The following is a 15,753-nucleotide window of genomic DNA, read 5'->3' on the forward strand; positions in this document are numbered from 1 at the left end:
GGTCAGCTCGTCTGCCCGAGGGCCCGTTGCACGAGACCGGAGATGTCCAGTGCGTCGATCAGTTCTGCGTCGCCGGTGGCCGGTGCGGGGACTTCCGGCTCCGGACCGGCTTCCGCGTCGGCCAGGCCGAGGAGGGCCTCCAGCACGCCCGCTTCCTTGAACCGGGCGAACGGCACGGCCGCGAGGACCCGCCGGAGGTCGTCTTCCCGCCCCTCCAGGCCGTCGTCGGCTTCCCGGAGCAGCTCGACGCGCAGGTAGCCGACCAGCGCCTCCGGGGTTGGGTAGTCGAAGATCAGCGTCGCGGGCAGCTTGAGCCCGGTGGCCGCGTGCAGGCTGTTGCGGAGGTTGACCGCGGCCAGTGAGTCGAAGCCGACCTCCTGGAACGCCTGCCGCGGGCCGATGCCTTCGGCGCCGCTGTGGCCGAGCACCGTCGAGGCGTGCCCGCGGACCAGCTTCAGCAGGATGCGGTTCTGCTCGGCGTCCGGGACCGCCCGCAGCGAATCCGCGAGCGACGACGCCGTGTCGCCGTCTTCACCGTCGTCCTGGGTGGCCTGCAGGATCGCCTTCGCCTCGGGCAGGTCGGCGAACAGCGGGCTGGGCCGGACCGACGTGAACGCGGGGATGAAGGCACCCCAGTCCATGTCGGCCACCGCCACGGCCTTCTCGTTGCCGGCGACGGCCTGCACCATCGCGGTGACCGCCAGCGGCGGCGCCATCGGGAGCACACCGCGGCGGCGCAGCTGGGCGAGGGCGGCCTCGTCCATGCCGATGCCGATCTCGTCGAGAGCGCCCCAGGCGATCGACGTCGCCTTGAGGCCGCGGGCCCGGCGCCACTCGACCAGGGCGTCGAGGACGGCGTTCGCCGCACCCGCCGGGCCCTGCCCGCCGCCGCCCCAGATGCCGGCGATCGAGGAGAACACGACGAAGGCGTCGAGCGGGGTGTCCTCGAACAGCTGGTCCAGCCACACCGCGGTGGTCACCTTGGCGGTGAACACCTCGTCGAGGTCGGCCACACCGGTGTCGTCGACGGAGCTGGTCTGCGCGATGTCCGCGGCGTGCACGACGGCGGTGACCTCGGCGTCCGCCACCAGCCGCGCGATCGCGTCCCGGTCGGTGTCGGCGCAGGACAGGACCGTGGTGCCGAACCCGGCCAGCTCGGCCTTCAGTTCGTCGATGCCGTCGGTGCCGGTGACGATGAGCCGTTCGGCGCCGGACTGCGCGAGCCAGACCGAGGCGTGCCTGCCGAGCCCTTCGGCCCCGCCGGTGACCAGGACCGTGCCCCGCGGTTCCCACTTGCCCGTCGCGGACTCCGGCACCGGCTTGCGGACCAGCCGCCTGCTGTACACGCCCGACCGCCGGACCGCGAGCTGGTCTTCCCCGCCGGCGCCGTTCAGGACACCGAGCAGGGCCTGAGCCGTGCGCGCGTCGATCGCCGCGGGCAGGTCGACCAGGCCGCCCCACCGGTCGAGGCGCTCCAGCGCGACGGCGCGGCCGAGGCCCCACACGGCCGCCTGGGCCGGTGCGGTGACGGCGTCCTGGATGCCGATGTTCACCGCGCCGGAGGTGAGGCACCACAGGGGCGCGGCGGCGTTCGTGTCGCCGAGGGCCTGGACCAGCGCGAGCGTCGAGGCGGTGATCTCGGTCGCGTCCGCGGGGCCGCCGTCGAGCGCGAGCAGCGACAGCACGCCGGTGAGGTCGTGCTCCCCGAGGACCTCCCGCAACCGCCCGGCCAGCTGCTCCCGCGAAGGTTCCTCGATCGCCAGCCGGACGATGTCGAGGCCCTGGCCGGTCAGTTCGTCCAGGAGCGCGTCGGTGGTGCCGGCCGGGACGACGGCCAGCCAGCGGCCGCCGGGCACCCCGGTGGCTTCGCGCTCCAGGGGCTGCCAGGTGACCTGGTACCGCAGCTTTTCGGCGGTCGAGCGTTCGCGGCGCCGGTCGCGCCACCCGGCCAGCACGGGCACGACGGTGCTGAGCGCCCCGCGCTGCTCCGGCACCAGGTCGAGCAGCTCGGCCAGGCTGTCCACATCGGACTGTTCGACCGCGGTCCAGAACTCGCCGTCCGCACCTTCGGCGGCTTCCGTGGTTTCGGCTTCGTGCAGCCAGAAGTGCCGCCGGTCGAAGGCGTACGTCGGCAGGTCGACCGGACCGGCCGCGGGCAGCGTCGCGGCCCAGTCCACCGCCACGCCGCGGACGTACAGCTCGGCCGCCGAGGTCAGCAGGCGCCGGAGACCACCGTCGTCGCGCCGCAGCGACCCGGTCACCACGGCGTCGTCGCTGATCTCGTTCAGCGGCTGGGCCAGCACCGGGTGGGCGCTGATCTCGACGAACACCGTGTGCCCCAGCCCGGCCAGGTCGGCCACCGACGGGCCGAACCGCACCTGCTGCCGCAGGTTCCGGTACCAGTAGCCGCCGTCGACGACGCCGTCCTCGATCCACGCGCCGAGGACGGTGGAGTAGAACGGGATCGCCGGTGCCTGCGCGGTGATGCCGTCCAGGGCCTTGTCCAGGGTTTCGGCGATGGCCTCGACGTGCCGCGTGTGCGAGGCGTAGTCCACCGCGACCCGCCGCACCCGGACGCCGTCGGCTTCCAGGGCGGCGAGGGCCTGGTCGAGGGCCTCGGCGTCCCCGGCGATCACCACCGAAGACGGGCTGTTGATCGCGGCCACCTCGACCCGGTCCCCCCACGGCGTCAGCCGGGCGGCCGCATCTGCCTCGCTCAGCGCGACCGACGCCATGCCGCCGCGGCCGGCCAATTCGGCGGCGATGGCCTGGCTGCGCAACGCGACCACCTTCGCCGCGTCGTCCAGCGACAACGCACCGGACACGCAGGCGGCGGCGATCTCGCCCTGGGAGTGGCCCAAGACCGCGTCCGGCACCACACCCAGGGAGGTCCACACCGCGGCGAGGCCGACCATCATCGCGAAGCTCGCGGGCTGCACGACGTCGACCCGGTCGAGAAGGTCGGACTCGCCGCGCAGCACGTCGAGCAGCGACCAGCCGGTCCACTGCTCCAGCGCGGCGGCGCAGTCCTTGATCCGCTCGGCGAACACCGGCGACGAATCCAGGAGCTCCCGGCCCATGCCCGCCCACTGCGAGCCCTGGCCGGGGAACACCCACACGACCTTGCCGGGCTTGCCCGCGGTCCCGGTCACGAGGCTGGGCGCATTCTCACCACGGGCCAGCGCCTGCAACCCGGCCTGCGCCTCACCGGCCGAGCCCGCGATGACGACCGCGCGTTCGTTCAGCGTCGCGCGCCCCGTCACCAGCGAGCGGGCCACCCCCGCCAACGACTCATCCTCAAGAACCGCGCCCAGCCGCCCGGCCTGCCCGGCCAGCGACCCGGCACTGCGAGCGGACACCACGAGCGGCACCACACCCGGTCGTGAGTGGTAAGGCGAGTTAGAACTCGCCTTACCACTCACGACAAGCCGCGGCAGACCCGGATCAGGGGCTTCCTCGAGAATCAGGTGCGCGTTGGTGCCGCTGGCCCCGAAGGAGGACACGCCCGCCCGGCGCGGACGGCCGGTCCGCGGCCACTCCCGTGCCTCGGTGAGCACCTCGATCGCGCCCGCCGACCAGTCGACCTGGCTGGTGCGCTCGTCGGCGTGCAGGGTGGCCGGCATGACGCCGTGGCGCATGGCCATGACCATCTTGATCACGCCCACCACGCCCGCGGCGGCCTGCGTGTGCCCGATGTTCGACTTCAGCGAGCCGAGCCACAACGGCTGGTCCCGCTCCTGCCCGTAGGTGGCCAGCAGCGCCTGGACCTCGATCGGGTCCCCCAGCGCCGTGCCGGTCCCGTGCCCTTCGACGACGTCCACATCGGACGGTGCCAGCCCGGCCGAAGCCAGCGCGCCGCGGATCACCCGCTGCTGCGACGGCCCGTTCGGCGCCGTCAGGCCGTTGGACGCGCCGTCCTGGTTGACCGCGCTGCCGCGCAGCACCGCGAGGACCCGGTGGCCGCGTTCGCGGGCCACCGAAAGCCGTTCGAGGACGACCACGCCGACGCCCTCGGCCCAGCCCGTGCCGTCCGCGCCTTCCGCGTACGCCTTGCACCGGCCGTCGGCGGAAAGCCCGCGCTGGCGGGAGAACTCCAGGAAGGCGTCCGGGCTGGCCATCACGGTCGCGCCGCCGGCCAGTGCCATCGAGCACTCGCCCTGCCGCAGCGCCTGCGCCGCCAGGTGGATGGCCACCAGCGACGACGAGCACGCCGTATCGACGGTGACCGCCGGGCCCTCGAAGCCGAACACGTAGGCCACCCGGCCGGACGCGACGCTCGAAGCCGTGCCGGTCATCGTGTAGCCCTGGACGTCTTCGGGCACTTCGCGCAGCCGCGTCACGTAGTCGTGGTGGACGATCCCGGTGAAGACGCCGACGTCGCTGCCGCGCGCGGACAGCGGGTCGACGCCTGCGCGTTCGAGGGCCTCCCACGACGTCTCCAGCAGCAGCCGCTGCTGCGGGTCCATGGCCAGGGCTTCGCGGGGCGAGATGCCGAAGAGCCCGGCGTCGAACTGGGCCGCGTCGTGCAGGAAGCCGCCCGAACGCGTGTAGCTCGTCCCGGCGTGGGCCGGGTCCGGGTGGTAGAGGCCGTCCAGGTCCCAGCCGCGGTCGACGGGGAAGCCGGACACCGCGTCCCGGCCTTCCGCGACCAGGTTCCACAGCTCTTCGGGGCTGTCCGCGCCACCCGGCAGCCGGGTGCTCATGCCGACGATCGCGATCGGCTCGTCGGAGACGTCCCGCGTCACCGTGACCGGCGCGGCCGGGCGCTCGCCGGCGAGCTCGGCCCGCAGGTGATCGGCGAGGACGGCCGGGTTCGGGTAGTCGAAGATCAGCGTGCTGGGCAGGTCGACGCCGGTGAAGTCGCGCAGGCGGTTGCGGAGCTTGATCGCGCTGAGGGAGTCGAACCCGTGGTCCTTGAAGGACCGGTCGAGGTCGAACGCGCCGGTGTCCCGGTGCCCGAGCACCACCGCGGCGCTCTCCCGGACCAGCTCGAGGACGTCCGCCACCGGCTGGGCCAGGATCGGCGCGGCGGGCGGGGTGACCTCCGGCGTTCCGTCGGTGTCGACCCAGTACCGCTCGTGCTGGAACGCGTAGGTGGGCAGGACGGTCCCGACCGCCGCACCCGGCTCGCCGAGCACCGCCGTCCAGTCCACGGCCACGCCGCGGACGTGCAGCTCGGCGAGCGCGGTGAGGACGTCGGGGACCTCCACGCCGTTCTTGCGCAGCGTGGCGACGCAGCTCTGCTCCGGCCCGCCGAGCGTGCCGAGGGCCATCGCGGCCAGGGCGCCGCCCGGGCCGAGTTCGAGGTAGGTCGTCGCGCCCTGGGCGGCCAGCTCGGTGACGGCGTCGCCGAACCGCACCGCGTTGCGCACCTGATCGACCCAGTAGTCCGGGCTGTCGAGCGGCGCGAGTTCGCCGGTGAGCGTCGAGACCACGGGCACGGAACCGGGCCGGTACGTCAGGCTTTCCGCGACCGCGCGGAAGTCGTCGAGCATCGGTTCCATGAGCGGGGAGTGGAAGGCGTGGCTGACGGTCAGCCGCTTCGTTTTGCGGCCGCGGCCCGCCAGCTCGGCCGCCGCGGCCAGCACGGCGTCCTCGGCGCCGGACAGCACGACCGAGTCCGGGCCGTTGATCGCGGCCACGCAGACGGTGTCGCCGAGCAGGGGCGCGACCTCGTCCTCGGTCGCCTGGACGGCCACCATCGCCCCGCCCGCGGGCAGGGCCTGCATCAGCCGGCCGCGCGCGGCGACCAGTTCGCCCGCTTCGGCCAGGTCCAGCACGCCGGACACGTGCGCGGCGGCGAGTTCGCCGATCGAGTGGCCCGCCAGCAGATCCGGCCGCACGCCCCAGGACTCGAAGAGCCGGAACAGCGCGGTCTCCACGGCGAACAGCGCGCCCTGGGTGTACATCGTCTGGTCGAGCAGCTCGCGATCGGTGAAGACGACCTCGCGCAGCGGACGGCCGCCCAGGTGCGCGTCCACGGCGTCGCACGCGGCCTCGAAGGCGTCGCGGAACACCGGGAACGTCTCGGCGAGTTCGCGGCCCATCCCGGCCCACTGGCTGCCCTGGCCGGTGAAGAGGACGGCCAGCTTGCCGTCGACCGGCGTCCCGGTCACGACCCCGGGGCCGAACGCGGCGAGGTCCGCGCGGAGCTGGTCCCGGTCGGCGGCCAGGACGACGGCCCGGTGGTCGAGCTGCGCCCGGGTCGTGGCCAGTGCGTGGGCGACATCGGGGACACGGACGTCGGCGTCGAGGAAGCCGGCGAGCCGCGCGGCCTGCCCGCGCAGTCCGGCCGCCGAACGCGCGGAGAGGAGCACCGGCACCAGGAACTCGGCGGGCTCCGGCTGCGGCGCCGCGACCGGCTGGGGAACCTCTTCGAGGACGACGTGCGCATTGGTGCCGCCGATGCCGAAGGACGACACGCCCGCCCGCCGCGGGTGGCCGTTGACCGGCCATTCGCGGGCCTCGGTCAGCAGCTCGACCGCACCGGAAGCCCAGTCCACGTGGGACGACGGCCGGTCGACGTGCAGCGTCTTGGGCAGCACGCCGTGGCGCATGGCCATGACCATCTTGATCACGCCCGCGACCCCCGCCGCGGCCTGCGTGTGCCCGAGGTTCGACTTCACCGACCCGAGCAGGAGCGGCCGCTCGCGGTCCTGGCCGTAGGTGGCCAGCAGGGCCTCGGCTTCGATCGGGTCGCCGAGGGTCGTGCCGGTGCCGTGCGCCTCCACCGCGTCGACGTCCGATGTGGACAGTCCGGCGGCGGCCAGCGCCTTGCGGATCACGCGCTGCTGGGACGGGCCGTTCGGCGCGGTCAGGCCGTTGGACGCGCCGTCGGAGTTGACCGCCGACCCGCGGACCACGGCCAGCACCTGGTGCCCCCGCCGCCGCGCCTCGGACAGCCGCTCCACCAGGAGCAGCCCGACGCCCTCGGACCAGCCGGTGCCGTCCGCGGCGTCGGCGAACGCCTTGCACCGGCCGTCGGGGGCCAGCCCGCGCTGCCGGGAGAACTCGACGAACGTCTCGACCGTGCCCATCACCATCACGCCGCCGGCCAGGGCCATCGAGCACTCGCCGCGCTGCAGGGCCTGGACCGCCATGTGCAGCGCCACCAGCGAAGACGAGCACGCGGTGTCGACCGTGACGGCCGGGCCTTCGACGCCGTAGTGGTAGGCGATGCGGCCGGAGAGCACGCTCGCGGAACCGCCGGTGAGCCGGAAGCCCTCGACCCCGGTGGCCCGGTGCAGCCGCACGCTGTAGTCGTGGCTGTTGACGCCGGCGAAGACGCCGATGTCCTGCCCGGCCAGGGTGGTCGGGTCGATCGCGGCCCGTTCGAACAGCTCCCAGGACGTCTCCAGCAGGAGCCGCTGCTGCGGGTCCATGGCCAGTGCCTCGTTGGGCGAGATGCCGAAGAAGGCGGCGTCGAACCCGGCGGCGTCGTCGAGGAAAGCGCCGTGCCGGACGTACGTGGTGCCTTCGTGGTCGGGGTCTTCGTGGTAGACGCGGTCGGTGTCCCAGCCGCGGTCGGCGGGGAACTCGGTGACGGCGTCGACGCCGTCGGCGACCAGCCGCCACAGGTCCTCGGGGCTGTGCACGCCGCCGGGGAAGCGGCAGGCCATCGCCACGATGGCGATCGGCTCGTCGGCCGCGGCGGTGCCGATCTCGGCCTTCCGCGGTGTCCGGTCGCCGACGAGCTTGGCGCGCAGGTGTTCCGCGAGCGCCGGGGGCTTCGGGTAGTCGAAGATCATCGCCGGGGACAGGGTGAGCCCGGTCGCGGCGGCCAGGCGGTTGCGCAGCTCGACCGCGGTCAGCGAGTCGAACCCGGCGTCCTTGAACGTCCGTCCGATGTGGATGGACGCGGTGCCGTCGTGGCCGAGCACCTCGGCGGCGTGCCGCCGCACCAGGTCCAGCAGCGCGTCGGTCTGCCCGGTCTCGTCCAGCCCGGCCAGCCGCTCGGTCAGGGACGCGGTCTTGGCCGCGGTCCGGCGCGGCAGCGGGGCCAGGCCGCGCAGCAGCGGCGGAACCGGGCCACCGGCCTTCGCCGCCGCCCGCAGCGCGGCGACGTCGAACTTGGCCGCGACCAGGGCGCCGCCGGTGCCGATGGCGGCGTCCAGCAGGGCCATGCCCTCGCCGGCCTCGATGCCGGACATCCCGATCCGCTGGTTGCGCCGCAGGTCGGCGGCGCCGAGGTGTTCGGTCATCCCGCTGACCGCCGACCAGTAGCCCCAGGCGATGGACACCGCGGGCCGTCCTTCGCTGTTCCTGCGGCGGGCCAGCGCGTCCAGCCCGGCATTGGCGGCCGCGTACCCGGCCTGGCCGGGATTGCCCAGTACGCCCGCCGCCGAGGAGAACAGCACGAACGCGGCGAGGTCGGCGTCCCGCGTGAGCTCGTCCAGCAGGAGGGCCGCGTCCACCTTCGGCCGCCGCGCGGTGCCGATCCGGTCCGGGGTCAGCTCGGTGACGACGCCGTCGGCCAGGACACCGGCGGTGTGCACGACGGCGGTGAGCGGGTGCTCGGCCGGGATGGCCCGCAGGACGGCTTCGAGCTGGGCCCGGTCCGCCGCGTCGCAGGCGGCGATGGTGACGGACGCCCCCAGCGCGGTGAGCTCTTCCTGCAGCTCGGGAGCCTCGCCGCGGCGGCTGACCAGCACCAGGTGCCGGACGCCGTGGGCCGTGACGAGGTGCCGGGCGGTCAGCGCGCCGAGCGTGCCGGTGCCGCCGGTGATCAGGACGGTGCCCTCGGGGTCGAGCGGCCGCGCGTCCCGCTGCGGCGCCACCCGGGCCAGCCGGGGCACCGACGCGACGCCGTTGCGCAGCCGCACCTGCGGTTCGCCGGTCGCCACGACGGCGGGCAGCGCGGCGCGGTCGTCGAGATCGGCCAGGACGATCCGGCCCGGGTGCTCCGACTGCGCCGAGCGCACCAAGCCCCAGATCTCGGCCACGCCGGGCTTCTCGCAGTCCCCGGTGAGCACGGCCAGCCGGGTCTCCGCGGGCTCGGCCAGCCAGTCCTGGAGCTTGGCCAGGGTCGCCTCGACCGAGGTGGCTTCGTACGGCTCGAAGTCCGCGGTTTCGGCGGCGGGCAGCGGGATTTCCGTCCAGCCGACGTGGAAGAGGGCGTCGGTGGCCGCCGGTTGCGGGGCGGACGACGTGCCCCGCACGGATTCGACGGTCAGGACGGGCTGCCCCGCCGGGTCGGTCAGCCGCAGGCCGGTCGCCGTCGGCGTGCACGTGACGGCCGTGGCCCCGGAAGCCAGCAGGGACACCCCGGTCCAGCCGGACGGCAGCAGGTCGCCGACGATCGTGCGGACGGCGGCGTCCAGCAGCGCGGGGTGGATCCCGTACCGGTCCGCGTCCCGCAGCCCGTCGACGGTGACGTCGATGGCGTCTCCCGCCGCCGCCGGGTCCGGTACCGCGGCGGCGGCGGGAGCAAGCGTGCCGTGGGCGTGCCGCGTCCACGGTTCGTCGGCCTCGCGGGAAAAGACCTCGATCGAACGTCCCCGCTCGCCGGGTTCGCCGACGATCAGCTGGACGTCCCGGCCGCGCGGCGGCAGCAGCACGGGCGTGTCGATGGTCAGTTCGGCGAGGAACGGCGTGGCGGCGAGGTCGCCGAGCCGGATGGCCGCCTCGACCAGCGCCGCGTTCGGCACCAGGCCGTCCACGGCCCAGGGGTGCGTCCGGCGCGTCCACCGGGCCACGGCGGTGAGCCGGTCCGAGCCGGGCGTGCTGACGATCGTGCCCAGGAGCGGGTCGCCGGCCGACGCGGGTTCGGCCGGTTCGAGCCAGTAGTGCCGGTGGTCGAAGGCGTAGGTCGGCAGGTCCACCCAGCCGCCCGCCGGCACGACCGCGGTCCAGTCCACGTCGACGCCGCCGGCGAACACCTCGCCCATCGAGGTCAGCAGGCGACGCAGGCCGCCGTCGTCGCGCCGCAGCGTCCCGGTGACAACCGCGTCGGTGAGCTCGCTGAGCGGCTGGACCGTCACCGGGTGCGCGCTGACCTCGACGAAAACCGTGTGCCCCTGCTCGAGCAGGGCCGACGCGGCCGCGCCGAACCGGACCTGGTTGCGCAGGTTGCGGTACCAGTACCCGCCGTCCAGCACACCGGCGTCCCGCACCCACCCGCTCGTGACGGTCGAGTAGAACGGCACGGCCGGTGCCTGCGCGCGGATCCCGGCCAGGGTCTCGGCGAGGGTCGCCTCGATGTCTTCGACGTGCCGGGTGTGTGAGGCGTAGTCCACGGCGACCCGCCGCACGCGGATCCCGTCGGCGGACAGCGCTTCCAGCGTTTCGTCGAGGGCCTGGGCGTCCCCGGCGATGACGACGGACGCCGGCCCGTTGACGGCGGCCACCTCGACCCCGCCGGCCAGCCGCGGCACCACGTCGTCCTCGCCCAGGGCGACCGACGCCATCCCGCCGCGGCCCGACAGCTCCGCCGCGATGGCCTGGCTGCGCCGGGCCACCACCTTCGCCGCGTCTTCCAGCGACAGCGCACCCGACACGCACGCGGCCGCGATCTCACCCTGCGAGTGCCCCACCACGGCGTCCGGGCGCACGCCGACGGACTCCCACACCGCGGCCAGCCCGACCATCACCGCGAAACACGCGGGCTGCAGCACGTCCACCCGGTCCAGCTCGCCTTCACCGCGCAGGACGTCGAGCAGCGACCAGTCGATCCACGGCTCCAGCGCGGCCGCGCACTCCTCGATCCGCTCGGCGAACACCGGCGACGCTTCGAGCAGCTCCCGGCCCATCCCGGCCCATTGCGTCCCCTGCCCCGGGAACACCCACACCACCTTGCCCGGCGTCCCCGAACCGGCCGGGCTCAGCGCCCGCAGCCCGGCGACGGCTTCCTCACGCGAACCGGCCACGACGACCGCGCGTTCGTCCAGCACCGCCCGGCGCGACACCAGCGCGGCGGCCACCTCGGTCAGCGAGACGTCCCCTTCGAGGAACTCCGCCAGCCGCTCGGCCTGCCCGGCCAGCGCCGCCCCACTCCGCGCCGACACCACCAGCGGCACCACACCCGGTCGTGAGTGGTAAGGCGAGTTAGAACTCGCCTTACCACTCACGACAAGCCGCGGCAGACCCTCATCCGGGGCTTCCTCGAGAATCAGGTGCGCGTTGGTGCCGCTGACGCCGAACGAGGACACCCCGGCCCGGCGCGGACGGCCGGTCCGCGGCCACTCGCGGGCCTCGGTCAGCAGCGAAACCGCACCGGCCGACCAGTCCACTTCAGCTGTCGGTTTGTCGACATGCAGCGTCGCGGGCAGGACTTCGTGCCGCAGCGCCTGCACCATCTTGATGACACCGGCGACCCCGGCCGCCGCCTGCGCGTGGCCGATGTTCGACTTGAGCGAGCCCAGCCACAACGGCGTCTCCCGCTCCTGGCCGTAGGTCGCGAGCAGGGCCTGCGCCTCGATCGGGTCGCCGAGGGTCGTCCCGGTCCCGTGCGCCTCGACGACGTCCACATCGGACGGTGCCAGCCCGGCCGCGGCCAGCGCGCGGCGGATGACCCGCTGCTGCGACCGGCCGTTCGGCGCGGTGAGCCCGTTGGACGCGCCGTCCTGGTTGACCGCGCTGCCGCGCAGCACGGCGAGCACCCGGTGCCCGCGTTCCCGCGCCACCGACAGCCGCTCGAGCACGACCACGCCGACGCCTTCGGCCCAGCCGGTCCCGTCGGCCGCCGACGCGAACGCCTTGCACCGGCCGTCGGGCGCCAGGGCCCGCTGCCGGGAGAACTCGACGAACGAACCCGGTGTCGCCATCACCGTGACGCCGCCGGCCAGTGCCATCGAGCACTCGCCCTGCCGCAGCGCCTGCGCGGCCAGGTGCATCGCGACCAGCGACGACGAACACGCCGTGTCGACGGTGACGGCCGGGCCTTCCAGCCCGAGCACGTAGGAAACGCGGCCGGACGCCACGCTCGACGCGACCCCGGTGGTGACGAACCCCTCCAGCTCCGGGGTGACCGCGCCGGAGCCGTAGCCCTGGTTCATCAGCCCGGAGAACACCCCGGTGTCGGTGCCCTTCAGCGCGACCGGGTCGACACCGGCGTTTTCGAGGGCCTCCCACGACGTCTCGAGCAGCAGCCGCTGCTGCGGGTCCATGGCGACGGCCTCCCGCGGCGAGATGCCGAAGAAGCCCGCGTCGAAGAGCCCGGCGTCGTGCAGGAACCCGCCGTGGCCGACGTACGACGTCCCGGGGCGCGCCCGGTCCGGGTCGACCAGGTCGTCCAGGTCCCACCCGCGGTCGCCGGGGAACTCGGAAACGGCGTCGCCGCCCTCGGCCACCAGCCGCCACAGGTCCTCGGGGGAGGCGATCCCGCCGGGCAGGCGGCACGCCATCCCGACGATCGCGATCGGCTCGCCGGGGTCGGCCGCCACCACCGGCTCGGTGACGTCCTGGCTCGTGCCGAGCAGCTCGGCCCGTACGCGGGCGGCCAGCGCCGACGGTGTCGGGTGGTCGAAGACGGCGCCGGCGGGCAGCCACCGGCCGGTGCGGCCGGTCAGCCGGTTCCGCAGTTCGACGATGGCGAGCGACGTGAAGCCCAGGTCGCGGAAGGCGCGATCGGCCGGGACCGGCTCGCCGAGGACGTCGGCGGCCTCGGCACGGACGAGGTCCTCCAGGAGTTCCCGCTGCGCCCGCTCGTCCAAAGTGGACAGCCGGGCGCGCAGGGCGGCGGCCACGGCCTCGTCGGCCTGCCGGGATTCTTCCTCGTGTTCGGCCGCGGTGTACCGCACCTCGCCCGGCTCGTCGGCCAGCAGGCCGCGCCGGATCTTGCCGGAGGCGGTCCGCGGGATGTGGGCGACCTCGACGATCCGCTCCGGCACCTTGTACGCCGAAAGCCGCTCGCGGCACTGCTCGACGAGGGCGGCGGGATCGAACCCGGACGGCCCGGGGATCACGTAGGCGACCGGGACCTCGCCCAGGGAGTCGTGCGGGGCTCCGGCGACGGCCACGTCGGCGACGCCGTCGGCGGTGCGCAGGACCGCCTCGATCTCGCCGGGGTGGATGTTCGCCCCGCCCCGGATGACGAGCTCCTTGATCCGGCCGCAGATGGTGAAGTAGCCGGCGTCGTCGCGGCGGGCCAGGTCGCCGGTGCGGAACCAGCCGTCGCGCATCGCGGCGGCGGTCGCCTCCGGGCTGTTGTGGTAGCCGAGCATGACGTTCGACCCCTTGACCCAGACCTCGCCCTCCTGGCCGGCGGGCACGTCGAGCCCGGTGTCGGGATCGACCACCCGCACCCCGACGCCCGGCACGGGCAAGCCGCAGGACCCGTCGACGCGGGCGCCGTCCGGCGGGTTCATCGTGATGGCGCCGCAGGTCTCGGTGCTGCCGTAGGCGTCGATCAGCGGGACGCCGAAGGTCTCCTCGAACTCGCTGCGCAGCCCGGCGCCGAGGACCGCTCCCCCGGCCAGGCCGATGCGCAGGCTCGGTGCGGAGAACCCGCTCTGCCGCGCGGCCCGCACCAGGTGGTGGTACGTCGTGGGCACCCCGGCCAGGAACGTCGTGCCCTCCGCGCGCAGCAACCGGATGACGTCGTCGGCGGAGCTGCCGTCCGCGATCCGGACGGTGGCGCCGACGACGGTGGCCGACAGCACGCAGGCGATGTGCGAAAGGCTGTGGAACAGCGGCAGCGGCCACAGCACCCGGTCCGCATCGGACAGGCCGGGGAACGGCACGTAGCAGGAGGCGACGGACCAGAGGCAGTTGCGCTGCGTCGACAGGACACCCTTGGGCCGCCCGGTCGTCCCCGACGTGTAGAACATCCACGCCGGTTCGTCGAGCCCGAGGTCGTCCGGCGCGGGGGTGGCCGGTTCAGTGACCGCCAGTTCGTCGTACGCGTGCGCCCCCGCCGGGACGTCGTCGCCCGTCACCAGCAGCCGGACGTGCGGCGCGAACGCCAGCCGCGCCGCCTGCGCGGCGTCGGTGATGACGGCCACCGCGCCGCTGTCTTCCAGGGGGTGCTCGAGTTCGGCCGTCGCCGCGCCCGGGTTGAGCGGCACGCCGACGGCTCCTGCGCGCAGCACCGCGAAGTAACTCTCCACAGTGGACACGCGGTTGCCGAGGCAGATCGCCACCCGGTCGCCGTGGGCCACGCCCAGCGCGGCCAGGTGCCCGGCGAGCCGGCGCGTCCGTGCCGCCAGCTCGCCGTAGGTGACCGCCCGGTGGTCGTCGGCGAAGGCGACCTTGTCGGGGAAACGGGTCGCGTTCTCCAGGAGTGCGACGTGAAGTGGCTTGATGAGATCGGTGCGCACCGTGCCGCAGATCCTTTCGGACATTTCGGAGGGAAGAACGCTCACCAGGCGAGGGGGAGCTTCTCCACCGAGAAGACGGAACCCTTCAGCCGCAGCGGAACCTCGTCGGCCGGGACGGCCAGGCGGAGGCCGGGGAACTCCCGCAGGAGCGCGGTGAACCCGGCCCGCAGTTCGATGCGCGCGAGGTTCTGGCCGAGGCACTGGTGGATGCCGAACCCGAAGGCGACGTGCCCGGAGGTGTCACGCTCGATGTCCAGCTCCGCGGGGCAGCCGAACTTGGCCGGGTCGCGGTTGGCGGCGGGCAGCGACACCGTCACCGTGTCGCCCTTCTTGATCAGCTCGCCGTCGAGCTTCAGGTCCTCCAGCGCGGTCCGGTAGGTGTGGTACTGGTTGACGGTGATGTAGCGGAGGAGTTCCTCGATCGCGGCGTCGAGCTTCGCGGGCTCCGCGCGCAGCTTCGCCAGCTGGTCCTGGTGGTGCAGCAACGCGAACGTGCCGACGGACAGCGCGCCCTCGGTGGTCTCGTACCCCGCGAACAGCAGCAGGGTGACGATGTTGCGCAGCTCCTCCAGCGTCAGGTCCTCATTGACGAGCGAGCTGATGAGGTCGTCCTGGGGCTCCTCGCGGCGCCGCTCGATGACCTCGTCGAAGAAGGCCTGCGCCTGCCCGTAGGCCTCCGCCGCCTCCGCCGGGTCCGCTTCCGCGTCGTGCAGCAGGGTCACCGCGGGCACGTACCGGTCGCGCTCGTCGTAGGGCAGGCCGACCAGCTCGCCCAGCATCCGCAGGACCAGCGGCTTGGCGAAGTCGTGCACCAGGTCCGCCGGTGCGCCCTTCGCGCGCATGACCTCGATCTGCTCGGCGGCCACGGCCTCGACGCGCGGGATCAGCCGGCTCGTGCGGCGGACGGTGAACTCACCGGTCAGCAGCTTGCGGTAGCGGGTGTGCTCCGGCGGGTCCATGTGGATGAACATGCCGGGGATCAGCGGGTGGGTCGGGATCACCTGACCCTGGTGCGTCACCGGGAAGTGGCCGACCTCGCAGCTGTGGCTGAACCGCGGGTCGCTGAGCACCTCGCGCACCAGCTCGTAGCTGGAAACGATCCAGCCGACGTGCCCGTCCGGATAAACCATCTTCGCGAGCGGCCGTTCTTCGCGGAGGGTGTCGAATATCGCGGGCGGGTCGAACTTGTCAATCCGCGCCCACGGCTCCTCGAAGGAAATTGCCTCGGTCATGGAAACCTTTCGAAAGGAGAGATCGGTGCTTTTTTATTCGGCGATCTTCGTCCGGTGCGACCACCGGAAGACCGCGATCTCGCAGCCGTCGGCGGCCTGGAATTCCCCGCCGTGCACGAAATGCTCGTAGCCGGCGCCGTGGCGGATCTTGAGCGTGCGGTCCAGCGCGGAGGCCAGGACACTGCGTTCCGTCGCCGCCAGTTCGGACGGCCCACCGCTCAACGCGATTTTCACCTGCGTAACACTCATCGCGGCCTCCACCTGTT

At 73.7% G+C, this 15,753-nt stretch carries 3 protein-coding genes; all 3 read right to left on the reverse strand.

Annotation, left to right across the window (positions count from 1 at the left end; translation table 11 throughout):
* Positions 1-2: 2 nt before the first annotated feature.
* From OO60_RS14220 to OO60_RS14230, 3 genes are read right to left on the reverse strand one after another with little or no spacing between them, the layout of a single operon-like run.
* Positions 3-14,255 (reverse strand): type I polyketide synthase, encoded by a 14,253-nt coding sequence (locus OO60_RS14220; protein ID WP_003060229.1) that lies wholly within the window; start codon positions 14,253-14,255, stop codon positions 3-5.
* 41 nt (positions 14,256-14,296) lie between these two features.
* Positions 14,297-15,487: a cytochrome P450 gene (locus OO60_RS14225; protein WP_003060232.1), complete on the reverse strand. Its 1,191-nt coding sequence runs from the start codon at positions 15,485-15,487 to the stop codon at positions 14,297-14,299.
* 33 nt (positions 15,488-15,520) lie between these two features.
* A complete protein-coding gene (locus OO60_RS14230) occupies positions 15,521-15,736 on the reverse strand; it encodes a DUF5988 family protein (RefSeq protein WP_033261526.1) in 216 nt (71 codons plus the stop codon).
* Between the last annotated feature and the right edge of the window lie 17 nt (positions 15,737-15,753).

Origin of the sequence: Amycolatopsis vancoresmycina (genome assembly GCF_000716785.1) — a bacterium.
Classification (GTDB): Bacteria; Actinomycetota; Actinomycetes; order Mycobacteriales; family Pseudonocardiaceae; genus Amycolatopsis; species Amycolatopsis vancoresmycina.